Consider the following 24,586-nt stretch of genomic DNA (forward strand, 5'->3'; position numbering starts at 1 on the left):
CGGCTCTGTTACTGGATCATCATATTGTGGTGTGCGCTCATCATAATCCAGATGGAGCCCACGACGACAATCGCGATAATCAGGACGGCAAACACAAGAGCCACCACGTTCCAGCGCTCTTCTGAGGACGTATTCAGGTGCAGGAAGTACACCAGATGCACCAGAATTTGAACCACTGCACATCCCACCACCGTGAAAAGAATGGCGTTATGCGATGCGGTGCCGCTCATGACCATACTGAAAGGAATGACTGTCAAAATAACAGACAGAACAAAACCTATCACATACGACTTAACGCTACCGTGGCTGGCACCTGCATGATCGGTTGTTGAATGACTCATTAGATTGCCCCCAGCAGATAAACAACGGTGAAGACACAAATCCACACCACGTCAAGGAAGTGCCAGAACAGGCTCAGACACATCAGACGCGTTTTGTTGGTTGCAGTCAGCCCACGTTTGGACACCTGAATCATCATGATGACCAACCAGATCAGACCGCCCGTTACGTGGAGCCCGTGAGTACCGACCAGTGCGAAGAAGGCGGACAGGAACGCGCTGCGATCCGGGCCATAGCCTTCAACGATCAGGTGATGGAATTCATAGATTTCCATCCCGATAAACACCAGACCGAACAAGAAGGTCACACCTAACCAGGTATTAACCTGAGCTTTGTTGCCCTTGTTCATGGCGATCATCGCCATGCCGTAAGTAATACTACTGAACAACAGCGCGAACGTTTCCACCAGCACGAAAGGCAGTTGGAAAATGTCTTTCCCGCTTGGGCCACCAGCAGTACCGTTAACCAGTACCGCATAGGTCGCGAACAGTGACCCGAAAATGATCAGGTCGCTCATCAGGTAGACCCAGAAGCCAAATACCTTATTGGCTCCTGTGTCGTGGTGCCCATGCTCTGCATGGGCGGTATTGTGGTTAGTCAGAGTTTCAGTTGACATGTTTCACGCCTGCCTTACTGAGTTGATCAAAATTCTGATTCTCAATTTGCTCAATTTCTTTAACCGGTACGTAGTAATCCACGTCCTGATTAAAGCTGTGCACAATCCAGGTCACAATCATGCCTGCGAAGCTAGCGATGACCAGCCACCAGATATGCCAGATCATAGCAAAACCGAATACCAGGCTAAATGCAGAGATAATCACACCAGCGCCGGTATTCTTCGGCATGTGAATCTCTTCATAGCTGGCAGGACGTTTGTAAGCTTCACCTTTTTCTTTCGCTTCCCAGAAAGCATCACGCTCGTCAACATGTGGCACGATAGCGAAGTTGTAGAACGGCGCAGGAGAAGACGTTGCCCACTCCAGTGTGCGTCCACCCCACGGGTCACCCGTCAGATCGCGATTCTGGTCACGGTCACGGATACTGACGTAGAACTGGATAACCTGACACAGTACACCGATACCGATTAATACTGCACCGATGGAAGCCACAACCAGCAACGCGTGGAACTCAGGGTTAATTTGCTGGCTCAGACGACGCGTCATACCCATGAAGCCGAGAATGTACAGCGGCATAAAGGCAACGAAGAAGCCGATAATCCAGAACCAGAAAGCGCGTTTACCCCAGGTTTCATTCAGGGTGAAACCAAAGGCTTTAGGGAACCAGTAAGTAATACCTGCGAAGCAACCAAACACCACACCGCCGATGATCACGTTATGGAAGTGAGCAATCAGGAACAGACTGTTGTGTAGGACAAAGTTCGCGCCCGGTACGGCCAGCAGTACCCCGGTCATCCCACCAATGGTGAAGGTGATGATGAAGCCCGTCGTCCACAGCATCGTGGAGTGAGACTGAATACGACCTTGGTACATGGTGAACAGCCAGTTGAAGATTTTAACCCCGGTAGGGATTGAAATAATCATGGTGGCTATACCAAAGAAGGCGTTGACGTTCGCGCCGGACCCCATGGTAAAGAAGTGGTGCAGCCAAACGATGAACGACAGAACCGTAATCGCAATGGTTGCCCATACCAATGAGGTGTAGCCAAACAGACGTTTTTTACAGAAGGTAGCAACCACTTCGGAGTAAACACCGAATATCGGCAGCACCAGAATGTAAACCTCAGGATGACCCCATGCCCAAATCAGGTTGATGTACATCATCATGTTGCCACCCATATCATTGGTAAAGAAATGGGTGCCGAGGTAACGGTCAAGCGTCAGCAGCGCAATGGTAACGGTCAATATCGGGAATGCGGCAATGATCAGCACGTTGGTACACAGCGCTGTCCAGGTAAATACTGGCATTTTCATCAGCGTCATGCCCGGTGCACGCATCTTCAGAATTGTCGCGAAGAAGTTAACGCCCGTCAGCGTGGTACCGATACCGGATATCTGTAGACTCCATATCCAGTAATCGACCCCGACGCCGGGACTGTACTCCTTGCCTGACAGCGGCGGATAGGCTACCCAGCCAGTCTGCGCGAATTCACCCACGCCGAGAGAGAGGTTGATCAAGACCACGCCAGCTACAAACAACCAGAAGCTGAGGGAGTTCAGGAAGGGGAAAGCAACGTCACGCGCACCGATCTGCAAGGGAACCGCAAGGTTCATCAAGCCAACAACGAACGGGGTTGCCACGAAGAAGATCATGATGACACCGTGAGCGGTGAAGATCTGATCGTAGTGGTGAGCGTTTAGGAAGCCCTCTTGCCCGGCAGAGGCAAGAACCTGCTGACCGCGCATCATGATGGCATCGGCAAAGCCACGTATCATCATCACCAAACCAACGATGATATACATGATACCGATTTTTTTGTGGTCTACAGAGGTGAACCACTCGGCCCACAGCCATTTCCACTTACCGAAATAGGTTATTGCCGCCAGTAGCGCAAGGCCACCAACGATGATCGCCGCCACGGTGACCATAATAATGGGTTCGTGGTACGGAACCGCATCGAGTGTAAGTTTTCCGAACATCGTATTATCCCTCGGCTCCTTTGTGCGAGCTATGCTCGCCCATGTTCATACCCTCACCGTGTTGCATGTTTTCATCGGGCTTCATGCCTTCACCATGATGTTGCATGTTCATGTCGTTGCCTATGAATTTGCGAATAATATTATTGAACAAATCCGGCTGGACACTGGAGAAGTATTCGACAGGATGGAATTCACTTGGCTTAGCCAGCGCGTTGAATTCATCCATGGTATTCAGTGTCTTGGCGGACGCACGAACGTTCGCAACCCACTGATCGAATTCCTGTTGGGTTGGTGTGGCAATTGCGGTGAACTTCATACCAGAGAAGCCTTTACCACTATAACCGCCAGAGATACCGTCATATTTGCCCGGTTCATTAGCAATTAAATGGAGCTTCGTCTGCATTCCAGCCATGGCGTAAATCTGTCCACCAAGACGAGGGATGAAGAAGGAGTTCATCACGGAGTCGGATGTGATCTTGAATGCAACAGGCACGTTGGCAGGGAAAGCCAATTCGTTAACCGTAGCGATACCAAGGTCCGGGTAAACAAACAGCCATTTCCAGTCAAGCGAAACAACTTCGACATTGATAGGTTTGACGTCTGATACCAGCGGCTTGTACGGATCAAGCGAGTGGGTCGTCTTCCAGGTAATCGTGCCAAGAATAACGATAATGATAATTGGTACAGTCCAGACTACGGCTTCTATCTTGTTGGAGTGTGACCAGTTCGGGGTATATTTTGCCTTTTCATTAGAAGCACGGAACTTCCAAGCAAAAGCTATCGTCATAACGATAACGGGAATCACAACGATCAACATCAGCCCGATGGCAGTCAGTATTAGCGATCTTTGTTCTAACCCGATCTCTCCTTTGGGGTTCATCAGCGCCATATCGCAACCGCTCAGTAGAACAGTGGCTGCAAATAAAGACAGCATCCCAAAAATTTTATTGTATTTCTTGAGTCTCATCTAGCGACCTCAATAACAAGGGCTCTATTGTCATTTCATGCGAGCGGGCATTTTACGGGAAGGTTACTGCACTGTAAACATGATTAAGGTTATGTCAGCCGATTGTTGCTGTTTTTTGCCCTTAATGTCACAAAGATAGCCAAAATAAAAATGGTATTTAAAAACAGCAAATTAAGTGGCTACCCAGATGAGAGTATGGATGGATAATAAGAAATTACAACTTACCGTAACGCTTATTTTCTATTTTTAGTTTACTGGGATTTTTGCCCAATCTGTGTTTTTGATAACGAATGAAATTAGTTCTGGGGAGATTTTACGAGGAAATAAAATTCCCTCTAGCAAGATAATTATGAAAAAAATAATTAAATAAGGAATGGGGTAATTGGTCCAGGCAGTAGGGGGGAACAGCCTGAACCAATATCGTTAGTGTACGGACGGCTTAGATGCTCGTCTGAGTGACAGATAATCCAGCAGACTACCGAAGAAAATTCCCAGCAGCGCGAGCGTACCGCCTGCGGCGAGCAGGCATTCTGCCAACAGCGGCAATGAAGACCATTCCAGCGCATTACTGATGAGCAAAATGAGCCACAATGCCAGCAACATCACACCCAATCCCAACACATGCAAAGCCTTCTTGTAATAATTCGGGAAGTTTGTGCGTAACTGAAAGGTGTCTGTTTTTTGGGTAAATTCCAGCGTCTCGCGGCAAATCATCAGGATTGCCAGACCCGGCAATGCGGCAAAAATCGAGAATAGATAGAACCATGCCCAGCCGTAAGATTCGACAAACCAGCCAGCAATAGGGCCAACATAAACCCGCCCGACGGCGGCAAGGGCGGAAAGCAGAGCAAACTGTGTGGCTGAGAACGACTTATTACACAGCGTCATCAATAGTGCGACGAATGCTGCTGTCCCCATACCGCCGCAGAGATTTTCCAGAAAAACAGCGGTAGCCATGGTGAACAGATTTTTGGCGGTGATAGCGAGCAACCAGTACCCCGCGTTGGACACGGCCTGAAGAATACCAAACAGCATCAGCGCTCTGAACAGGGAGAGCCGCTGCATCAATAATCCACCGTAAATGGCTCCCACGATGGTGGCGAGGAGTCCAAGCGTCTTATTAACCAGCCCGACATCACCCGCATTGAAACCAACGCCGCGTATCAGGAAGGTTGTTGTCAGGCTGACCGCAAAGGCGTCACCGAGCTTGTATAACACGATAAGCAGAAGAATGAGCCAGGCGTTGTTGCGTGCGAAGAAATCGCGCAGGGGGGCAACAATCGCTTGCTCCATGCTGCGCGGCGCTGGCTGGCTATTCAGTGGTTCCGGTGCTAACAGGGTCGCGAAGACACCGATCAGCATGAGTCCTGCCATTAACCAATAGGTGGCCTGCCAGCCGAAATAGCGATCGGCCATCCACAACGCCAGTCCACCAGAAACCAGCATCGCCAGACGATAACCTAATACTGAGGTGGCTGCGCCTGTGCCGCGTTCTTCTGGGGGAAGTAAATCCGTCTTATAGGCATCAAAAACAATATCCTGAGAAGCGGAGCAGAATGCGACCAGAACCGCCAGCGCAGCCAGCCACCAGAGATCGCGAGCCGGGTTCATAAACCCCATACCAATAATGGCAGCAATCAGCAGAAGTTGACTGAGTATCAGCCAGCCGCGGCGTCGGCCGAGAAACGGTGGGGTGTAGCGGTCCATCAGCGGGGACCATAAGAACTTGAATACGTAGGCCTGACCAACCAAAGAGAAGAAACCAATGGTTTTCAGATCGACATTCTCGACGGTCATCCAGGCTTGCAAGGTGCCGGAGGTCAATGCCAATGGTAAACCGGAAGCGAAGCCAAGCAACAGCATAAAAAGCGAATTACGTTGGCTGAACAAAGCAATGATGCGACTAAACATGAAGAGTCCTTTCCCTTGCTCCGTGAGCGTTCAGGAGCAAGGGAAGCGGCGTACAGAAATTAACGGGCGTTTTCTTTGATAAAGCTACTTACTGTTGTGTCTTGTGCCATGTCGTTGATGACATCGCCTAACACCGTGTTAACGGCATTGGTAATGTTCTCATTATTGGCAGTAAACGCGCCCTGAACGTTATAGGTTGAGCGGTAGTTCTTCACCTGCTTGTTGCCATTTGCTGCCTGAGAAATGATGGAGATATCCGCTTTGGTGGTGATGTTGTAGCGCAGGTTGCCTTCGGAGACATCGGCGTACAGGTGGTTAACCACGATCTGCAAGGCTACTGGGCCGCCAGTACCGATCATGTAACCACGCGCGGTCATTTGTTTCTCCAGCGCTTCTTGCAACAGAAAACGCAGATCGCGAGAAGGCGTCAGCGTAATCAGTTGGCCATCGCGATTCACTTTCGCCAGAGCCTGATCGGCGCGTTGGTCTGCACCATTGATACTAATCGTTACGCCCATCAGCGTCGGGTCTTGGGAAGGCAGGCTGATTTTGGGGGTGATGTTCAGCGTGTTGCTTTTTGCTGCACATCCTGCAAGCAGAATGACGGCCAGAAGAGGGAAAAATAATTTTTTTAACATTCGTATTTTCTCAGTAATGATTAGTGTGGTGAGCTGACAAATATTGTTGATATCATATCATCGCCACAGGCAGGAAAAAGAGCCGATAGCAGGTAAATTGTCCTGAAATTCATCTTTTTCATGCTTTTGACACGAAAAAAACGTTTTATCACATCAAGCCCGTCGATGGCATATCAACCTGTTGCGAACATTTTTCTTCCTTTAATGCCGTCTTTTGCGCATTGCAGTTTGAAAAAACGCTAAGGTTAAATGATTCGGGCATCGGTGAATGACAGCTATGTCGCGTTGATATCAATTTTTCTCCAAGCTGAAAGGGTAGCCGTATGATGCGTGAAACGATAGAAGAAAAGTTGCGTGTGGGTTTTGAACCCGTTCACTTAGAGGTGACTGATGAAAGCTATCGCCACAACGTGCCTGCGGGAGCGGAAAGTCATTTTAAAGTTGTGCTGGTCAGCGATAAATTCACGGGCGAACGCGTGATTGGACGACACCGTTCTGTCTATGCCGTATTAGCGGCGGAACTTGCAGGCTCCGTACACGCCTTAGCGCTACATACATACACGACGAAAGAGTGGGTCAGTTTGCAAAATGCCGTCCCTTCTTCACCGCCCTGTGGCGGCGCTGGCATCCTTTCTTAAGTCATGAATATGACCCGTTCCTGACATATCGGAGCGGGTTACTAACAAAAGTGTGAATCTGTTGCTGTAATAGTCTGCCCGCCGTTCTCGACTCATCCTCTCTATATCGCTATAATGCTGCGTCTATTTTTCCTGAATGTATTCGGGACGCTTCTGACTACAAGGACGGGGTTGGCAATTTCCCGGTTCTGCAGGGTTGATTCGAGCTGTGCGCTTTGGTGCTGGCCATCTGAATTAAATCTTGCTGTCGTGAGAGTTTTTCGTCGCGAGAATAGTTTTGGGGTTGACCGATCACTGTGATTTTTTGAGGTAACAAGATGCAAGTTTCAGTTGAAACCACTCAAGGTCTGGGACGTCGCGTAACGATTACCGTTGCAGCTGACATCATTGAGAGTGCGGTGAAGAGCGAGCTGGTCAACGCGGCTAAAAAAGTACGTATTGACGGTTTTCGTAAAGGCAAAGTGCCGATGAATGTTGTTGCTCAGCGTTATGGTGCCTCTGTGCGTCAGGACGTATTGGGTGACCTGATGCAGCGCAACTTTGTTGACGCTATCATCAAAGAAAAAATTAATCCGGTTGGCGCGCCTAACTATATCCCTGGCGAATACGCTGTCGGTGGCGACTTCACTTACTCTGTTGAGTTTGATGTCTACCCAGAAGTCGAACTGAAAGGTCTGGAAGCAATCGAAGTTGAAAAACCGGTTGTTGAAGTGACTGATGCTGACGTTGACACCATGCTGGACACGCTGCGTAAGCAACAGGCGACCTGGAAAGAAACTGATCGCGCTGCGGCAGCGGAAGATCGTGCCACTATCGATTTCACCGGCTCTATTGACGGTGAAGTTTTCGAAGGCGGAGAAGCATCTGACTTCGTTCTGGCAATGGGCCAGAATCGCATGATCCCAGGCTTTGAAGATGGCATCGTTGGGCACAAAGCGGGCGAAGAATTCACGATCAACGTGAACTTCCCAGAAGATTACCACGCAGAAAACCTGAAAGGGAAAGCGGCTCAGTTTGCTATCGTCCTGAAGAAAGTTGAAGAGCGTGAGCTGCCTGAACTGACTGAAGAATTCATCAAACGTTTCGGCGTGGCTGATGGTTCTCAGGAAGGCCTGCGTGCTGAAGTCCGTAAAAATATGGAACGTGAGCTGAAAGGCGCGGTGCGTAACCGTGTGAAAACTCAGGTTCTGGACGGACTGATCAACGCCAACGAAATCGAAGTGCCTGTTGCACTGATCGATGGCGAAATCGATGTTCTGCGCCGTCAGGCTGCACAGCGTTTTGGTGGCAACGAGAAGCAAGCGCTGGAATTGCCGCGTGAGCTGTTCGAAGAGCAAGCGAAACGCCGCGTTGTTATCGGTCTGCTGTTGGGCGAAGTGATCAGCAGCAATGAGCTGAAAGCTGATGAAGCGCGCGTTAATGCACTGATCGAAGAAATGGCTTCTGCCTACGAAGATCCGCAGGAAGTTATCGAGTTCTACGGCAAAAATAAAGAACTGCTGAACAACATGCGTAACGTTGCGTTGGAAGAACAAGCGGTAGAAACGGTTCTTGCTAAAGCGAAAGTCGTTGAGAAATCAGTAAGCTTCAACGAACTGATGAACCAAACGACTACGGCATAAGCTTTGTTGATATCAACATTGTTTATTGTGTAGCGGGGATGCTTCCCTATTAAAAGCCCGTGCCTTATGGCGCGGGCTTTTTGCTTGTAGGTCTATGCCATCTTGATACTGATGGTGAGCATTTGGACGCTACGTGATCTCCTGCGTACCCGTCAGAGAAGACTCAAGGCATGATTGCCTGAAATTGCACTATGATTAACTCAGTGAAGAATTTATTAGGTCAGGCAAAGAGTTAAACCACAGGTTTACTGTGTCGATAACGTGTTAATAATAAAATAATTGGCTCTTTAATACAGAGCGATTGATAGTGTAAGCTTGAAATACAATGTATGTGCCCCCACTCACTGAAGAGGAAAAGCTGGCACAGCAGGTAAAGATTATCGGCGGTTGGGTTGTTCAACAGGAGCTCAGGGATGGATAGGGCAGGGTTCCATAGTCATCCCCCCCTATCTCTAGTAGAATTGAGCGATGCAATGATTGAACGACGCAATAAGAGTGCCGGACGCATTTTATCTAGGAGACGTGAATGTCATACAGTGGCGAACAAGAAAGACAAGCACCTCATATGGCGTTAGTGCCGATGGTGGTTGAACAGACCTCGCGTGGGGAACGTTCTTACGATATCTATTCCCGTCTGCTAAAAGAACGGATAATCTTCCTGACTGGTCAGGTGGAAGATCACATGGCGAATCTGGTTGTGGCACAGATGCTCTTTCTGGAAGCCGAAAACCCAGAAAAAGACATTTATCTGTACATTAACTCGCCAGGTGGCGTTATTACGGCGGGCATGTCCATTTACGACACCATGCAGTTTATCAAACCGGACGTCAGTACAATCTGTATGGGGCAGGCTTGTTCAATGGGCGCGTTCCTGCTGACGGCAGGCGCTAAAGGCAAACGTATTTGCTTGCCTAACTCGCGTGTCATGATTCACCAGCCGTTGGGTGGTTTCCAGGGGCAGGCAACGGATATTGAAATCCATGCCAAAGAAATACTGAAAGTGAAAGCCAAAATGAATGAGCTGATGGCGAAGCACACGGGGCAACCTCTTGAAGCGATAGAGAGAGACACTGAGCGCGATCGTTTCCTCTCCGCGAGTGAGGCAGTAGAATACGGTTTAGTAGACTCCGTATTCACTAACCGTGGGTGATCATTCGCCATATTAGCGATCTGGTGTGGCTAAAATCAGTGTTCGACCGATAGTCTGTTGTGCGGGGTTGTTTTACGCGTATTGGCTATAAGTATCGGCGTTCGTTGTAGCGGTATCGCTGTGGTTGGCCTGCGGGCAAAAGACGAAAAGAGGTTTGACTCATGACAGATAAGCGCAAAGACGGTTCAGGAAAGTTACTGTACTGCTCTTTTTGCGGCAAAAGCCAGCATGAAGTGCGTAAGCTGATTGCCGGGCCGTCGGTGTATATCTGCGATGAATGTGTTGACTTGTGTAACGACATTATTCGCGAAGAAATTAAGGAAGTTGCGCCCCACCGTGAGCGCAGTGCGTTGCCGACGCCGCACGAAATTCGCCGCCACCTTGACGATTACGTCATTGGTCAAGAGCAGGCCAAGAAGGTATTGGCCGTTGCGGTCTATAACCACTATAAACGCTTGCGTAATGGTGACAGCAGCAACGGGATCGAACTGGGTAAAAGTAACATCCTGCTGATCGGCCCGACAGGGAGTGGTAAAACGCTGTTGGCCGAAACGCTGGCGCGTTTCCTGGATGTTCCGTTCACGATGGCGGATGCGACCACGCTGACTGAAGCGGGTTACGTCGGCGAAGACGTTGAAAACATCATTCAGAAGCTGTTGCAGAAATGCGATTACGATGTGCAGAAAGCGCAGCGTGGGATTGTCTACATCGATGAAATCGACAAAATTTCTCGGAAGTCAGACAACCCATCGATCACTCGTGATGTCTCTGGTGAAGGCGTGCAGCAGGCGCTGCTGAAGCTGATCGAAGGGACAATTGCCGCAGTTCCACCGCAGGGTGGACGTAAGCATCCACAGCAGGAGTTCTTGCAGGTTGATACCTCTAAGATCCTCTTTATCTGCGGCGGCGCGTTTGCGGGTCTGGACAAAGTGATCGAGCAGCGTACCGATACGGGACGCGGTATTGGCTTCAACGCGACGGTTAAAGGATCGGCTGAGAAAGCGACCGAAGGCGAACTGCTAAGCAATGTTGAACCAGGTGACTTGATTAAATTTGGTTTGATCCCTGAGTTCATTGGCCGTCTACCTGTGGTTGCTACGCTGAGAGAATTGAGCGAAGACGCGTTGATTCAGATCCTGCGTGAGCCGAAAAATGCACTGACTAAACAGTATCAGGCGCTGTTCAATCTGGAAGGCGTTGAGCTGGAATTCCGTGATGAAGCACTGACGGCGATTGCAAAGAAAGCGATGGTACGTAAGACCGGTGCTCGCGGTTTGCGTTCTATTGTTGAAGCCGCGTTGCTGGAAACGATGTACGATCTGCCGTCGTTGGAAAGTGTGGATAAAGTGGTTATCGACGAATCTGTGATTGCTGGGCAGTCGGAACCATTATTAATCTATGGAAAACCTGAGACACAGCAGGCTTCCGGCGAATAATTAATCAATTAAACAGCGTCACAAAATAAAAATGGGGGATTTTATCCCCCATTTGTTTTTTACACGCATGCTGGTCGTTGAATGTGAGATATTTATCCCCATATACTCAAATACCTATTTGATGAAACCGTGAAAACCGCGTTTCACGAGATTCCCATAACCTGGCGGAAACGAAACTAAGAGAGAGCTCTATGAACCCTGAGCGTTCCGAACGCATAGAAATCCCCGTATTGCCCTTGCGCGATGTGGTGGTTTATCCGCACATGGTCATTCCGTTGTTTGTTGGTCGGGAGAAATCGATTCGGTGCCTTGAAGCCGCAATGGATCATGACAAGAAGATCATGCTGGTGGCACAGAAAGAAGCTTCAACGGATGAGCCAAGTATTAACGATCTTTTCTCGGTAGGGACGGTAGCCTCAATTCTTCAAATGCTGAAACTGCCTGACGGTACGGTAAAAGTACTGGTCGAGGGGTTACAGCGTGCGCGTATTACCACGCTCTCTGATAGCGGTGAGCACTTCGCGGCACACGCCGAATATCTTGATTCCCCGGCGATTGACGAGCGCGAGCAGGAAGTTCTTATGCGTACGGCGATCAATCAGTTTGAGGGATATATCAAACTGAATAAGAAGATCCCGCCGGAAGTGCTGACATCGCTGAACAGCATTGATGATGCTGCGCGTCTAGCCGATACCATTGCTGCGCACATGCCACTGAAATTGGCTGATAAACAGTCTGTACTTGAAATATTCGATATTACTGAACGTTTGGAGTACCTGATGGCGATGATGGAATCTGAAATCGACCTGTTGCAGGTAGAAAAACGAATCCGCGGTCGTGTTAAGAAGCAAATGGAAAAAAGCCAGCGTGAGTACTATCTGAATGAGCAAATGAAAGCCATTCAGAAAGAGCTGGGCGAGATGGACGACGCACCGGATGAACACGAAGCGTTAAAGCGTAAGATTGAAGCGGCAAAAATGCCGAAAGACGCGCGTGAAAAAGCCGAAGCTGAATTGCAAAAGCTGAAGATGATGTCGCCAATGTCTGCGGAAGCGACAGTGGTGCGTAGCTATATCGACTGGATGGTGCAGGTGCCATGGAATGCGCGCAGCAAAGTGAAGAAAGATTTGCTGAAAGCGCAGGAAATGCTGGATACCGATCATTATGGTCTGGATCGCGTCAAAGAACGTATTCTTGAATATCTCGCAGTACAGAGTCGCGTCAGCAAAATCAGAGGTCCAATTCTCTGCCTTGTAGGGCCTCCTGGCGTGGGTAAAACGTCGCTTGGTCAGTCTATTGCTAAAGCGACCGGGCGTCAGTATGTGCGTATGGCGTTGGGTGGCGTGCGTGACGAAGCGGAAATCCGTGGGCACCGTCGTACCTATATCGGTTCAATGCCGGGCAAACTGATCCAGAAGATGGCGAAAGTCGGTGTAAAAAACCCGCTGTTCCTGTTGGATGAGATCGACAAGATGTCTTCCGACATGCGTGGCGATCCGGCTTCTGCCTTGCTGGAAGTACTCGATCCTGAGCAAAACGTGGCGTTTAACGATCACTATCTGGAAGTCGATTACGATCTGTCCGATGTGATGTTTGTTGCCACGTCTAACTCCATGAACATCCCAGCACCGTTGCTTGACCGTATGGAAGTTATTCGTCTTTCCGGCTATACCGAAGATGAAAAACTGAATATCGCCAAACAGCATTTACTGCCGAAACAAATTGAGCGTAATGCACTGAAAAATGGCGAGTTGTCGGTAGAGGACAGTGCGATTGTTGGTATTATCCGTTATTACACACGTGAAGCTGGCGTGCGTAGTCTGGAGCGTGAAATCTCCAAACTGTGCCGCAAAGCAGTGAAAACGCTGCTGATGGATAAATCAACTAAACACATCCAGATTTCGGGCGATAACCTTAAGGATTTCCTTGGGGTACAGCGCTTTGACTATGGGCGTGCGGACGATGAAAACCGCGTAGGGCAGGTGACTGGTCTGGCTTGGACAGAAGTGGGTGGCGATCTGTTGACGATTGAAACCGCCTGTGTCCCTGGCAAGGGCAAGCTGACCTATACTGGATCGTTGGGTGAGGTAATGCAGGAGTCGATTCAGGCTGCGCTTACCGTGGTTCGTGCCCGTGCGGAAAAATTAGGCATCAACGCTGATTTTTATGAGAAACGTGATATTCACGTTCACGTTCCTGAAGGTGCGACGCCGAAAGATGGGCCAAGTGCGGGTATTGCTATGTGTACTGCGTTGGTTTCTTGTCTGACAGGGAACCCGGTACGTGCTGACGTGGCAATGACGGGTGAGATTACTCTGCGTGGTCTGGTGTTGCCGATCGGTGGTCTGAAAGAGAAATTGCTGGCTGCACACCGCGGTGGAATCAAGACGGTATTGATCCCAGATGATAACAAACGCGATCTGGAAGATATTCCGCAGAACGTGATTGCCGATCTGGAGATTCATCCGGTGAAACGTATTGAGGAAGTGTTGGCGTTAGCGTTGCTGAATGCGCCTTCTGGCATCCAGGTGGTCTCGACCCCTAAAGCCAGAACCAAGGCCAAGGCAAAATAGTGACCTGTCGCAAAAACCCTTGAGAAAATCAGGGCTGGTGAGTGAAATCGTGCTTGCCAGCTTTTTTTTGTACCGCTAAGTTAGAGCACTGTTAGTTTTAGCCGTAACTGGCTAAGCATGACAGAATTGATAATAAGTTACGTGTCGCGTCTTGGGACATCGAAGCGCGATAAGAGAATTCCAGAGGGGATGACAGAGTGAACAAGTCACAATTGATCGACAAAATTGCCGCAGATGCTGATATTTCCAAAGCGGCAGCAGGGCGTGTGTTAGATGCAATTATTGGTTCCGTTACCGAATCCCTGAAAGAAGGGGATGATGTTGCTTTGGTTGGCTTTGGTACTTTCTCCGTACGTGAACGTGCTGCTCGTACCGGCCGTAACCCGCAAACTGGTAAGGAAATCAGTATCCCTGCGGCAAAAGTACCAGGATTCCGTGCTGGTAAAACGCTGAAAGACGCCGTTAACTGATTATTACGTCACAGGTTTGGCTGATAACCACTTTGGGCGCCAAACAATACCTGACGCAATGATATTGGTAAGGTAAGATACGAGGCGCATCATTTTGTGATGTGCCTTTTATTTATATAGAACCATACCCTAAATAATTCGAGTTGCGTGAAGGCGGCAAAAGAGGGAGTTCCGATGAGCTTACTCCGGTAAGTGATTCAGGCGGCTGGTAAATCTGCCAGAAGCAGATTTGAACGCTGTTTGCAGCGGCTCCTGCGCGGCGAGGTACACGGATGTGTACCGAGTAACGCAGCTAATGCACATGCAGTTTGAAGTATGTAAGTGCGCCCTAGCCTTGTATTGGGCTTATAGCAAGGATGCATGGCTCCGGCCAGCGCAGGGAGTTTTATTCATTCTACAGCGGAGTGTTGTCACATTATGATGGACAATTTACGTACGGCCGCGAATAACGTCGTGCTCAAAATTATTCTTGCTTTGATCATCGCATCATTCGTTTTAACTGGCGTTGGTGATTATCTTATTGGTGGTTCAGGAGATTACGCTGCAAAGGTGAACGGGCAGGAAATTACCCGTGGACAGCTTGAGCAAGCGGTACAAAACGAACGCAGTCGTCAGCAGGAAACCTTGGGTGAGAATTTCTCTATCCTGGCGAGTAATGACGGCTACATGCAGCAATTGCGTAAGCAGGCACTCTCCCAACTCATTGATGAAACCTTGCTGGATCAGTATGCCAACAAGCTAGGACTGAACATCAGTGATGAGCAAATCAGACAGGCAATCTTTGACGTTCCCGCGTTTCAGACAAACAACCGTTTTGATAACGAAAAATATCTGGATCAGGTTCGTCGCCTTGGCGTAACGCCGGATATGTATGCTCAGATGCTGCGTAAGCAATTGACTTCACAACAGTTGATTCGTGGCTTTGGCAATACAGCATTCCTGCTGCCGCAGGAGATTGATAATCTGGTGAAACTGGCTGCACAAGATCGCGTTGTTCGTGTGGCAACCATTGATGTCGCTGCCAAGGCGAAAGCTCAAGCGGTGGCTGATGATGAAGTCCTGAGCTATTACGATCAAAACAAAGGGCGTTTCATCGCACCAGAAGAATTCAAGGTCAGCTATATCGCACTGGATGCTGCAAGCATCATGGACAGTGTGAAAGTGGATGATAAAGCCATCAATGATTTCTACGAACAGAACAAGAACGACTATTCCCAACCTGAACGCAAGAAATTCAGCGTCATTCAGGTGAAGAATGAGGCCGACGCCACGTCTGTTTTGGATGCGCTGAAGCAAGGTGGTGATTTCGCTACGCTGGCTAAAGAGAAATCAACTGACATCATCTCACGTCGTAACGGTGGCGATCTGGGGTGGATGGACGAAAGCAGCATGATTGATGAGCTTAAGCAGGCAAAACTGACGGAGAAAGGTCAGGTTTCCGCAGCGATTAAATCCTCTGTTGGCTATCTTATCGTGCGTTTGGATGATGTTCAGCCGCAGCAGGTCAAGCCGCTGAGCGAAGTGCGTGCTGAAATTGCTGAGAAAGTGAAGCATGATAAAGCGCAGGATGGCTACTATGCGTTGCAACAAAAAGTCAGCGAAGCGGCTAGCAATGACAACGAATCTCTGGCTTCAGCAGAAGAAGCTGCCGGTGTGAAAGCAACGCAGACCGATTGGTTTACGCGTGAGCAGGTTCCCGCCGCGTTGAACTTCCAGCCAGTAACGCAGGCTATTTTTAGCGGTGCACTGCTGGGGGAAAACGGTTCTGCGGGCAATAACTCCGATGTGATTAACGTTGACGGTGACCGTGCTTTCGTTCTGCGTATCACTGAGCACAAGCCCGAAAGTACTCGCCCTCTGGATCAGGTTCGCACCGAGATCGTAGAGACGCTGAAACGTCAGAAAGCTGAACAGCAGGCTCGCGTAGACGCTGAAAAAATTCTGGCTGAACTGAAGCAAGGTAAGGACGATGCACTTAAAGCTGCTGGATTAAGCTTTGGTGAGGCAAAAACGCTGTCATCTATCTCTCAGGGCGATGCAACGGCCGAGACCATTTTTGCTATGCCGCATCCAGAGAAAGATAAACCTTCTTATGCGATTACTCAGGATCAGGCCGGGAACGTTGTGTTGGCTGCGCTGGATAGTGTGACGCCACATCAGCTAAATGAAGAGCAGAAAACACAGTTTGCCAGCCAGGTTCAGCAAGGTTCTCTGGGCGCGCTGTTCGATTCTCTGTTGTCCAGCTTGCGTAGCGAAGCAAAAATCAAGATGGGCAATGCGGCGCAGGAACAGCAATAAGCTCCGCAAAAATTTGCAAATCGTTGCAACAACCAAAGGCCGCTTTCGCGGCCTTTTCCACATTTAAATTCTGCTGTTTGCGGTGTTGATAGGTCTGCGGCAAGGTAGCCGTGCTGTCACACACATGGAGGAAACAGCATGAAAAAATCAGGAATAAAAGCACTGTGTTTGATAATTGGTATGAGTTTGTCTGGGCTGCCATTACTGGGGCAGGCAGCACCTAAAGTCGCTGACAGTACGGCGACGGCGGTGAAGTCTGCGCCAGCAGATCAGAAAGCGGAAAAAGCAACGCTTCCTGATGGTGATGAGGATAAGGTAAGCATTAACACGGCGGGGGCGGCTGAGTTAGCTGAAATCATGAACGGTGTCGGTCTTAAAAAGGCGGAGGCGATCGTTAGCTATCGTGAACAAAATGGTCCTTTTACCCAGATCGATCAATTAACTGAGGTCCCAGGCATTGGGGCTGCATTAGTTGAACGTAATCTCTCTCGTTTAAAATTGTGATATCAGTCGCAGCCCAGTCGAGCGTCTTCTCTGGGCTGTGAACCTCTGCTAGGCTAATTATCAGGTCATACCAGTTGTTGGTTTTGTCACAGGAGTATTACGTCTATGCAGACTTTCATTACCGTTCGTGGTTATCACATTGATGTTTATCAGCACGTTAATAACGCGCGCTATTTGGAGTTTCTGGAAGAGGCGCGTTGGCAGTGGCTGGAAACGTTGCCTGCTTTTGGCTGGATGCATAGCAACAATATTGCTTTCGTCGTGGTGAACATCAATATCAACTATCGCAAACCCGCCGTTCTCGGTGATGTGCTGCGTATTGATAGTGAGCTGCTGCAGATAAATACGAAAAGTGGGGTGATCAGTCAGAAGATAGCCCGAGTGTCTGATGACAGTGATGTGGCGGATGCCACGCTAACGTTTGTCTGCATCGATTTATTGACGCAAAAAGCACTGCCGCTGGAGGGAGAACTGCTGGAACACCTAAACGAGATTTGCCGTTAATTGAAGCAACAGGCCACGGTTGTACGACGTGGCCTGCTGTTTTTTGGCGTTGCGTGATGTCTCTGTGTTGTGAGGTATCAGCGTAGCCCTGCTTTTTGCTTCAGTGATGCCATGACTGCCGCAGAATCGTTTTGGTATTGTGTGAGCCCGTTTGCGCGTAAATGGCAGGCGGCACACTGGCCACATCCATCGCCCTTGATGCCGTTATAGCAGGTTAACGTGTGATAACGTACGGTATCGAGCTGCTGGTAATAATCAGCCAGTGCCCAAGTCTCAGCCTTATTGAGCCACATCAGCGGCGTTTCAAAACGGATATCGCGAGCAATACCTAAAACGATGGCCTGATTCAATGACTTGACGAATTCGTCGCGACAGTCTGGGTAGCCGGAAAAATCGGTCTCACACACGCCAGTAATGACGGCTTCGGCACCAACCTGGTAGGCGTAGATGGAGGCGAGTGTCAGGAAGAGAATGTTTCTTCCTGGAACGAAGGTGTTGGGGATGCCTTGCGCATTGGCATCGTAATCAGGAACCGGGATGCTGTCGCGCGTCAGGCTGCTGGTGGCGAGTTCATTCAGTAAGCCCACGTCCAGAACCTTATGTGCCGTTGCACCCAGTTTCAGGCTGAGTTCCCGAGCGACATCAATTTCGGCGCGGTGGCGTTGACCATAATCGAAGGTGATGCAGTGGACATCATCATAATGTTGCAGAGCTTGGATCAGGCAAGTTGTGGAATCTTGTCCACCGCTAAAAACGACAACCGCACGCTTCATTCTTCATTCACCTTAACGCGACGTTAACCGCAATACGTTTGTAATGCACTGCGGTACAAAGTCGCTATGTTACCTGAAACCAGGTTACCTGAAAAATGGCCTGTATTCAGCGCTGCGGCTGCGCGCCGAATACACAGATCTCACGCCGGGCTGGATTCAGACAGTAGATGAGATATCTCTGGGGTGTTTAGCGCATCAAGGTACGGGCTAATGTCGCCGATATTTTTTTCTACCCAACTGCTGTTGTAGTAGGTATCCAAATAGCGTTCTCCGCTGTCGCATAGCAAGGTCACAATCGCGCCTTTTTGACCACGGCTAGCCATCTCTTTCGCCAGTTGCAGCATACCCCAGACGTTGGTGCCGGTAGAGGCTCCCGCTTTGCGGCCTAATACGCTTTCCAGCCAGTACAGTGTTGCGATGCTGGCAGCGTCCGGTACTTTAATCATGCTATCAATAACGCCTGGAATGAAAGAAGGCTCGGCTCGCGGGCGGCCGATACCTTCTATCCGGCTACCGCACGGACCTGTGATGGAACGATCCCGCTGCTGGTAGCAGTCGTAGAAGACGGAGTTTTCTGGATCGACAACGACCAATTGCGTATCCAATCCCTGATAACGAATGTAGCGTCCGAGCGTTGCCGATGTGCCGCCAGTTCCTGCGCTCATCACGATGTAGTCCGGCACGGGATGCGGTTCGCGTGCCATTTGGCGGTAAATGCTGTCAGCGATATTGTTATTGCCACGCCAGTCAGTGGCGCGTTCTGCATAGGTGAACTGATCCATATAATGGCCGTTCATCTCTTGCGCTAACTGTTCAGATGCCGCATAAATTTGCCCCGCCTGTTCAACAAAATGGCAACGTCCACCATAGAAAGCGATTTGCTCAATTTTTCTTTTTGCTGTGCAGGAGGGCATGACGGCGATAAACGGTAGGCCGAGCAAGCGTGCAAAATACGCTTCTGATACCGCTGTGCTACCAGATGACGCTTCGATAATTGGCGTGCCTTCTTTAATCCAACCGTTGCACAGCCCGTAGAGAAACAAAGAGCGAGCCAGACGGTGCTTCAAGCTGCCGCTGGGGTGTGTGCTTTCATCTTTGAGGTAAAAATAGATACCGGGATAATCCGGCAGTGTCAGACGGATAAGATGCGTATCCGCCGAACGCTGAAAATCTGCTTCGATGGCGCTGATGGCATTTTTAACCCAGGCATTGGTCATGATGAAAACTCGGTTAGATAACTATGTGAATAGATTAACGAGTTTTCAGGATAAAAAAATTATCTTTTTATCTCTTCATGGCCAATTTTATAGAAAAATTAACTCCTTCAATTTATTTTTGGGGTTTATTTTTCTATTAAAATACGATGACATCGTTACCCAAAAATCATAGCAATCGCAGCGGCTATTACTACGAGAGCCATTAAAGTAAATGCCATATTGATGGCACTAATAATGAAAGGGAATGCGATTACTGCGATGCCGAGCATTGCCGCGCTGATGCAAGGTCTGGCAGATTCGCGGCGAGAGAAGCCGAAAATAGCGAAAATAATCGCGAGACAGCCTAATGCTGATGTTGCAGCAATAACGAGTCGTCGTTCATTAAAGGATGACTCAGGTTGTTGTGTCGGGGGGGCTTTCCCCATCAGCCTGTTTAGGGTTGTGTCTCGGATAGAAACAATTTTCTCTGCGATTTGTTCTTCAATGGTGACGTCGGGCGTCGATGGCCCTGCCCAAAAGTAGGAAACGGCAATAAGCAGTGCCAATGCACCAAGTACCATCCCAATCGTGCTGAATTTACTCTTTTTATCTGTTGTCATCATTTTCGCCACTCCTGATTGGCATAAAATACGCTGTTGGTCGATATCGCCACAAATCGTAGAACTCAACCAGCCTGTTTATCGTATCACTCTCTGTAAAAGGTAATGAATTCCCATATTATACAGTTCGTTATGTTTTTTCATTATCGAATGGTGATGTGGTTTTCTGACGTTGTCAGCGAGTGTTGAAGCCAATTTGGGGCGGAAAGAACATTGCTTTTCTCTCCCAATGGCGGAAAGTAGAGAAAAGTTTTCTATGGAGTGGCCTTATGTTGGATAAAATTGATCGCACATTGCTGAATATGCTGCAACAGGATTGTACGCTCTCGCTACAGACGCTGGCCGATGCGGTCAATTTGACATCCACACCGTGCTGGAAACGTCTAAAGCGTTTGGAAGAAGAGGGGATAATCAGAGCGCGAGTGGCACTACTAGATAATGAACGTTTGGGTTTAGGGTTGACGGCGTTTGTCTTATTAAAGACGCAACAGCACAATCGGGACTGGTATCAGACCTTTACTCGCGTGGTGTCCGACATGCCGGAGGTACTGGCTTTCTATCGTATGGCTGGCGAATACGATTACCTGATGCAGGTTCAGGTCGCTGATATGAAAAGCTATGATGATTTCTATAAGCGGTTAGTGAATGGCATTCCCGGGCTAGTCGATGTAACATCTAGCTTTGCTATGGAACGAATCAAACATACCACGGCATTGCCCTTATCCCTGTGATCTATCGTTCATCCGTCTTTTAATAATCATTTTTCTGAGTCTGTCATGACCCGTCTGACTATTGGAACGAAAACCGCGTGAGACTGTTTGCTCAACTAAGTTGGTATTTTCGCCGCGAATGGCGTCGCTATCTGGGCGCTGTCGCACTACTCATTGCGATTGCTATTCTGCAATTACTCCCTCCAAAACTGGTTGGCGTGATTGTCGATGGTGTGACGCAACGCGGCATGTCGATGGCCGAAATGATGCAGTGGATTGGCGTGATGCTACTGACCGCCGTCATGGTCTATCTGCTGCGCTATGTGTGGCGTGTATTCCTGTTTGGGGCCTCATACCAGTTGGCGGTCGAGTTACGAGAAGATTTTTACCGCCAGTTAAGCCGCCAGCATCCTGCATTTTATCAACGCCACCGTACTGGCGATCTCATGGCGCGCGCGACTAACGATGTCGATCGCGTGGTATTTGCTGCCGGCGAAGGCGTGTTGACACTGGTTGATTCGATGGTGATGGGCTGTGCTGTGCTGGTGGTCATGTGTACGCAGATTAGTTGGGAGCTCACTTTGCTGGCGCTGCTCCCGATGCCCATCATGGCACTTTTCATCAAACGTTATGGCACCCAACTGCATAACCGTTTTAAATCCGCACAGGCGGCATTTTCTTCGCTTAACGATCAGGCGCAGGAAAGTTTGACCAGTATTCGGATGATTAAAGCCTTTGGGTTGGAAAACTATCAATCTGCACGTTTCGCGCAGGTTGCCGCGGATGCTGGCGCTAAAAATATGCACGTTGCCCGAGTCGATGCCCGCTTCGATCCCACGATTTATATTGCCGTCGGGCTGTCGAATTTGCTGGCGATTGGCGGCGGCAGTTGGATGGTGATCAATGGTTCGCTGACATTAGGCTTGTTGACCAGTTTTGTCATGTATCTGGGATTGATGATATGGCCGATGCTGGCGCTGGCCTGGATGTTTAATATTGTTGAACGCGGTAGTGCGGCATATGGCCGTATTCGACAGCTACTCGCGGAAGACGCTGTGGTGAAAGACGGTGAGGAGTCATTGCCTGCCGATCGGGGCGTGTTGGCAGTGAATATCTCCGCGTTTCGCTATCCTGATAATACCCGCGATGCTTTAAAAAATATTCAATTTACCTTGGCTCCGGGCAATATGTTGGGGCTATGCGGGCCGACAGGTTCGGGAAAAAGTACGCTGCTAGCCCTGATCTTGCGTAATTTCGATAGCCAATCGGGAGAGATTCGTTATCACGAGCGTCCATTGAATGCCATTCGCTTGGATGAGCTCAGGAGCCGTTTTGCCGTTGTCGGACAAATGCCTTTTTTGTTCTCGGATTCGGTGGCACAAAATATTGCACTGGGTCGCCCGAATGCCACGCAGCAGGAGATTGAACATGCGGCACGGCTTGCGAGTGTGCATGATGATATTTTGCGTTTGCCTCAGGGTTACCTGACAGAAGTTGGCGAACGCGGCGTGATGCTCTCTGGCGGTCAAAAACAGCGAATCGCGATTGCACGAGCGCTACTACTGGATGCTGAAATTTTGGTGCTGGACGATGCGCTGTCTGCGGTTGATGGGCGAACGGAGCACCAGATTTTGCAGAATCTCAAAACATGGGGCGAAAAACGGACGCTGATCATCAGTGCACACCGCCTGTCAGCCCTAACCGAGGCGAATGAAATTGTGGTGCTGCAACAGGGGCAAACCGTGCAGCGTGGCACGCACCGAGCGCTGGCGGCAGAACCTGGCTGGTATCGGGATATGTATCGTTATCAACAGCTGGAGGCGGCGCTGGATGATGTGCCGCAGTTGGAAGGATCGAAAAATGAATAGCCCCCAACAGTTTTGGCCAACCCTGAAACGTTTGCTGGCCTATGGTTCCCCCTGGCGAAAACCGCTGATGTTCGGTGTCCTGATGCTGTGGGTTGCTGCTATCGCTGAAGTTTCTGGTCCTATATTGGTGAGCTATTTCATTGATCATCTGGTGGCTAAAGGCCAATTCCCGGTGGCGATTGCGGCTGGCTTGGCAATGGCCTATATCCTGCTGCAAATTTTGGCGGCTTCACTGCACTATTTTCAGACGTTATTGTTTAATCGGGTAGCCGTTGGTGTCGTGCAGCAACTGCGTATTGATGTCATGGATGCTGCATTGCGCCAGCCGCTTAGCACATTTGATACGCAACCTGTCGGGCAGTTGATTTCACGCGTCACCAATGACACAGAAGTCGTGAAAGATTTGTACGTCATGGTGGTGTCAACAGTATTACGCAGTGCGGCACTGGTTGGTGCGATGCTGGTAGCGATGTTCAGTCTGAACTGGCAGATGGCGCTTGTTGCGCTGATGATTTTCCCCGCAGTAGCGGCGGTTATGGCGCTCTACCACCGCTTTAGTACGCCGATTGTACGCAAAGTGAGAAGCTATCTGGCGGACATTAATGACGGTTTCAACGAAGTCATTAATGGCATGGGTATCATTCAGCAATTCCGCCAGCAGGCACGTTTTGGGAAGAAGCTAGGCGTAGCCAGCCATGCGCATTACGAAGCACGTATGAAGGCCTTGCGTCTGGAAGGTTTCCTGCTGCGGCCTCTGCTCAGCTTATTTGCCGCGATGGTACTGTGTGGGTTGTTGATCCAATTCGGTTTTAGCTCTATGGGGTCGGTTGGTGTTGGGGTCTTGTATGCCTTTATCAACTACCTTGGCCGGTTGAATGAACCGCTAATTGAACTGACGACTCAGCAATCGATGTTGCAGCAGGCGGTTGTTGCCGGTGAACGTATCTTTGAGTTGATGGATGGCACAAAGCAGCGCTACGGAAATGACGATCGTCCTCTGGTGTCTGGACGCGTTGATATTAACGATGTCTCTTTCTCCTATGGCACAGAAAAACGTGTGCTACAGAATATTTCTCTGACGATACCCGATCGCGGCTTTGTCGCTTTAGTGGGGCATACCGGTAGTGGAAAAAGTACATTAGCCAGCTTACTCATGGGGTATTACGCCGCGGGGGAGGGTGAGATTCGGCTTGATGGTCGGCCGCTATCGACGTTATCCCATGGAGTTTTGCGCCAAAATGTGGCAATGGTGCAACAGGACCCGGTAGTGCTGGCGGAGTCCATGTTTGTGAATGTAACTCTGGGGCGTGATATCAGTGAAGAGGCCGTTTGGCGGGTGCTGGAAGTGGTGCAGCTCGCTGAATTGGTTCGTGATCTCCCTGAAGGGTTACATACGCGCATTGGTGAGCAGGGGAATAACCTGTCTACTGGACAAAAACAGCTGTTAGCGATTGCAAGGGTGCTGGTGCAAACGCCTAAAATCCTGATTCTCGATGAAGCGACGGCGAATATTGATTCGGGTACGGAGCAAGCGGTACAAAAGGCGCTGCGAATTATTAGGGAACAGACAACCTTAATTATCATTGCACATCGGCTTTCCACCATCGTTGAGGCAGATACGATCATGGTGCTCCATCACGGACAAACCGTCGAACGGGGAACACATGAGCAACTGCTGCAACAGCAGGGGCGCTATTATCAAATGTATCAGTTGCAACTGGCCGGAGAGGATCTTGCTAGCACCAGTACCGAGCCTTGTACCGCATAGCACC

At 49.5% G+C, this 24,586-nt stretch carries 21 protein-coding genes; 12 read left to right on the forward strand and 9 right to left on the reverse strand.

The features are described 5' to 3' along the window. Positions 1–8: 8 nt before the first annotated feature. From E2566_RS05795 to E2566_RS05820, 6 genes are all read right to left on the reverse strand, one after another. Positions 9–341 carry a cytochrome o ubiquinol oxidase subunit IV gene (locus tag E2566_RS05795; protein WP_011092734.1) on the reverse strand — a complete coding sequence of 111 codons (333 nt, stop codon included), beginning with the start codon at positions 339–341 and terminating at the stop codon, positions 9–11. Continuing rightward, complete coding sequence (locus E2566_RS05800; protein ID WP_107169975.1) at positions 341–955, reverse strand: cytochrome o ubiquinol oxidase subunit III; 615 nt, start codon at positions 953–955, stop codon at positions 341–343. Before E2566_RS05800 ends, E2566_RS05795 begins: the two co-directional genes overlap by 1 nt. Further along, positions 945–2,936 carry a cytochrome o ubiquinol oxidase subunit I gene (gene cyoB, locus E2566_RS05805; RefSeq protein WP_107169974.1) on the reverse strand — a complete coding sequence of 664 codons (1,992 nt, stop codon included), beginning with the start codon at positions 2,934–2,936 and terminating at the stop codon, positions 945–947. The genes E2566_RS05800 and cyoB overlap by 11 nt, the downstream gene beginning before the upstream one ends. A 4-nt stretch (positions 2,937–2,940) precedes the next feature. Further along, the gene (cyoA, locus tag E2566_RS05810; protein ID WP_107169973.1) at positions 2,941–3,903 is read right to left on the reverse strand and encodes a cytochrome o ubiquinol oxidase subunit II; all 963 of its coding nucleotides are present in this window, start codon (positions 3,901–3,903) and stop codon (positions 2,941–2,943) included. Between the two features lie 423 nt (positions 3,904–4,326). After that, positions 4,327–5,814, reverse strand: a complete 1,488-nt coding sequence (gene ampG / locus E2566_RS05815) for a muropeptide MFS transporter AmpG (protein ID WP_107169972.1) — start codon at positions 5,812–5,814, stop codon at positions 4,327–4,329. A gap of 59 nt (positions 5,815–5,873) precedes the next feature. After that, positions 5,874–6,452 (reverse strand): lipoprotein, encoded by a 579-nt coding sequence (locus E2566_RS05820; protein ID WP_039274486.1) that lies wholly within the window; start codon positions 6,450–6,452, stop codon positions 5,874–5,876. A gap of 323 nt (positions 6,453–6,775) precedes the next feature. Here E2566_RS05820 and bolA point away from each other — a divergent pair, with 323 nt between their 5' ends. The 9 genes from bolA (at position 6,776) to E2566_RS05865 (ending at position 17,647) form a co-directional block, all read left to right on the forward strand. Next, positions 6,776–7,090 carry a transcriptional regulator BolA gene (gene bolA / locus E2566_RS05825; protein WP_107169971.1) on the forward strand — a complete coding sequence of 105 codons (315 nt, stop codon included), beginning with the start codon at positions 6,776–6,778 and terminating at the stop codon, positions 7,088–7,090. Positions 7,091–7,407: 317 nt separating this feature from the next. Beyond that, positions 7,408–8,712, forward strand: coding sequence for a trigger factor (tig, locus tag E2566_RS05830; RefSeq protein ID WP_107169970.1), 1,305 nt, complete (start codon positions 7,408–7,410; stop codon positions 8,710–8,712). A gap of 526 nt (positions 8,713–9,238) precedes the next feature. Continuing rightward, entirely contained in the window at positions 9,239–9,862 is a 624-nt protein-coding gene (clpP, locus tag E2566_RS05835) for an ATP-dependent Clp endopeptidase proteolytic subunit ClpP (protein ID WP_014700831.1), read from the forward strand. Between the two features lie 161 nt (positions 9,863–10,023). Beyond that, positions 10,024–11,298 carry an ATP-dependent protease ATP-binding subunit ClpX gene (clpX, locus tag E2566_RS05840; RefSeq protein WP_107169969.1) on the forward strand — a complete coding sequence of 425 codons (1,275 nt, stop codon included), beginning with the start codon at positions 10,024–10,026 and terminating at the stop codon, positions 11,296–11,298. 191 nt (positions 11,299–11,489) lie between these two features. Then, the gene (lon, locus tag E2566_RS05845) at positions 11,490–13,871 is read left to right on the forward strand and encodes an endopeptidase La (RefSeq protein ID WP_107169968.1); all 2,382 of its coding nucleotides are present in this window, start codon (positions 11,490–11,492) and stop codon (positions 13,869–13,871) included. Positions 13,872–14,068: 197 nt separating this feature from the next. Then, positions 14,069–14,341 (forward strand): nucleoid-associated protein HU-beta, encoded by a 273-nt coding sequence (gene hupB / locus E2566_RS05850; RefSeq protein WP_005976031.1) that lies wholly within the window; start codon positions 14,069–14,071, stop codon positions 14,339–14,341. Between the two features lie 417 nt (positions 14,342–14,758). After that, positions 14,759–16,639, forward strand: coding sequence for a peptidylprolyl isomerase (ppiD, locus tag E2566_RS05855; protein WP_107169967.1), 1,881 nt, complete (start codon positions 14,759–14,761; stop codon positions 16,637–16,639). A 138-nt stretch (positions 16,640–16,777) separates the two neighbouring features. Beyond that, positions 16,778–17,143 carry a helix-hairpin-helix domain-containing protein gene (locus E2566_RS05860; protein ID WP_107169966.1) on the forward strand — a complete coding sequence of 122 codons (366 nt, stop codon included), beginning with the start codon at positions 16,778–16,780 and terminating at the stop codon, positions 17,141–17,143. Positions 17,144–17,248: 105 nt separating this feature from the next. Next, complete coding sequence (locus tag E2566_RS05865; protein WP_107169965.1) at positions 17,249–17,647, forward strand: acyl-CoA thioesterase; 399 nt, start codon at positions 17,249–17,251, stop codon at positions 17,645–17,647. A 77-nt stretch (positions 17,648–17,724) separates the two neighbouring features. Here the strand turns inward: E2566_RS05865 and queC are convergent, their stop codons facing one another. The 3 genes from queC to E2566_RS05880 all read right to left on the reverse strand — a co-directional run bounded on the left by queC (position 17,725) and on the right by E2566_RS05880 (position 20,239). After that, positions 17,725–18,420, reverse strand: coding sequence for a 7-cyano-7-deazaguanine synthase QueC (gene queC / locus E2566_RS05870; protein ID WP_107169964.1), 696 nt, complete (start codon positions 18,418–18,420; stop codon positions 17,725–17,727). Positions 18,421–18,560: 140 nt separating this feature from the next. Further along, complete coding sequence (locus E2566_RS05875) at positions 18,561–19,637, reverse strand: PLP-dependent cysteine synthase family protein (protein ID WP_107169963.1); 1,077 nt, start codon at positions 19,635–19,637, stop codon at positions 18,561–18,563. A 155-nt stretch (positions 19,638–19,792) separates the two neighbouring features. Continuing rightward, positions 19,793–20,239: a hypothetical protein gene (locus tag E2566_RS05880; RefSeq protein WP_234257787.1), complete on the reverse strand. Its 447-nt coding sequence runs from the start codon at positions 20,237–20,239 to the stop codon at positions 19,793–19,795. A 266-nt stretch (positions 20,240–20,505) separates the two neighbouring features. Here E2566_RS05880 and E2566_RS05885 point away from each other — a divergent pair, with 266 nt between their 5' ends. The 3 genes from E2566_RS05885 to E2566_RS05895 all read left to right on the forward strand — a co-directional run bounded on the left by E2566_RS05885 (position 20,506) and on the right by E2566_RS05895 (position 24,582). Continuing rightward, entirely contained in the window at positions 20,506–20,967 is a 462-nt protein-coding gene (locus E2566_RS05885) for an Lrp/AsnC family transcriptional regulator (RefSeq protein ID WP_005976040.1), read from the forward strand. 77 nt (positions 20,968–21,044) lie between these two features. After that, positions 21,045–22,814, forward strand: a complete 1,770-nt coding sequence (locus E2566_RS05890) for a SmdA family multidrug ABC transporter permease/ATP-binding protein (protein WP_107169962.1) — start codon at positions 21,045–21,047, stop codon at positions 22,812–22,814. Then, positions 22,807–24,582, forward strand: a complete 1,776-nt coding sequence (locus E2566_RS05895) for a SmdB family multidrug efflux ABC transporter permease/ATP-binding protein (RefSeq protein WP_107169961.1) — start codon at positions 22,807–22,809, stop codon at positions 24,580–24,582. Before E2566_RS05890 ends, E2566_RS05895 begins: the two co-directional genes overlap by 8 nt. Positions 24,583–24,586 lie beyond the last annotated feature (4 nt).

The organism is Pectobacterium punjabense (assembly GCF_012427845.1).
Taxonomy (GTDB): Bacteria; Pseudomonadota; Gammaproteobacteria; order Enterobacterales; family Enterobacteriaceae; genus Pectobacterium; species Pectobacterium punjabense.

Coding starts and splice junctions, on each gene's coding strand:
- E2566_RS05795 (WP_011092734.1), bottom strand. CDS start 341: ATGAGTCATTCAACAACCGATCATGCAGGTGCCAGCCACGGTAGCGTT.
- E2566_RS05800 (WP_107169975.1), bottom strand. CDS start 955: ATGTCAACTGAAACTCTGACTAACCACAATACCGCCCATGCAGAGCAT.
- cyoB (WP_107169974.1), bottom strand. CDS start 2,936: ATGTTCGGAAAACTTACACTCGATGCGGTTCCGTACCACGAACCCATT.
- cyoA (WP_107169973.1), bottom strand. CDS start 3,903: ATGAGACTCAAGAAATACAATAAAATTTTTGGGATGCTGTCTTTATTT.
- ampG (WP_107169972.1), bottom strand. CDS start 5,814: ATGTTTAGTCGCATCATTGCTTTGTTCAGCCAACGTAATTCGCTTTTT.
- E2566_RS05820 (WP_039274486.1), bottom strand. CDS start 6,452: ATGTTAAAAAAATTATTTTTCCCTCTTCTGGCCGTCATTCTGCTTGCA.
- bolA (WP_107169971.1), top strand. CDS start 6,776: ATGATGCGTGAAACGATAGAAGAAAAGTTGCGTGTGGGTTTTGAACCC.
- tig (WP_107169970.1), top strand. CDS start 7,408: ATGCAAGTTTCAGTTGAAACCACTCAAGGTCTGGGACGTCGCGTAACG.
- clpP (WP_014700831.1), top strand. CDS start 9,239: ATGTCATACAGTGGCGAACAAGAAAGACAAGCACCTCATATGGCGTTA.
- clpX (WP_107169969.1), top strand. CDS start 10,024: ATGACAGATAAGCGCAAAGACGGTTCAGGAAAGTTACTGTACTGCTCT.
- lon (WP_107169968.1), top strand. CDS start 11,490: ATGAACCCTGAGCGTTCCGAACGCATAGAAATCCCCGTATTGCCCTTG.
- ppiD (WP_107169967.1), top strand. CDS start 14,759: ATGATGGACAATTTACGTACGGCCGCGAATAACGTCGTGCTCAAAATT.
- E2566_RS05860 (WP_107169966.1), top strand. CDS start 16,778: ATGAAAAAATCAGGAATAAAAGCACTGTGTTTGATAATTGGTATGAGT.
- E2566_RS05865 (WP_107169965.1), top strand. CDS start 17,249: ATGCAGACTTTCATTACCGTTCGTGGTTATCACATTGATGTTTATCAG.
- queC (WP_107169964.1), bottom strand. CDS start 18,420: ATGAAGCGTGCGGTTGTCGTTTTTAGCGGTGGACAAGATTCCACAACT.
- E2566_RS05875 (WP_107169963.1), bottom strand. CDS start 19,637: ATGACCAATGCCTGGGTTAAAAATGCCATCAGCGCCATCGAAGCAGAT.
- E2566_RS05880 (WP_234257787.1), bottom strand. CDS start 20,239: ATGATGACAACAGATAAAAAGAGTAAATTCAGCACGATTGGGATGGTA.
- E2566_RS05885 (WP_005976040.1), top strand. CDS start 20,506: ATGTTGGATAAAATTGATCGCACATTGCTGAATATGCTGCAACAGGAT.
- E2566_RS05895 (WP_107169961.1), top strand. CDS start 22,807: ATGAATAGCCCCCAACAGTTTTGGCCAACCCTGAAACGTTTGCTGGCC.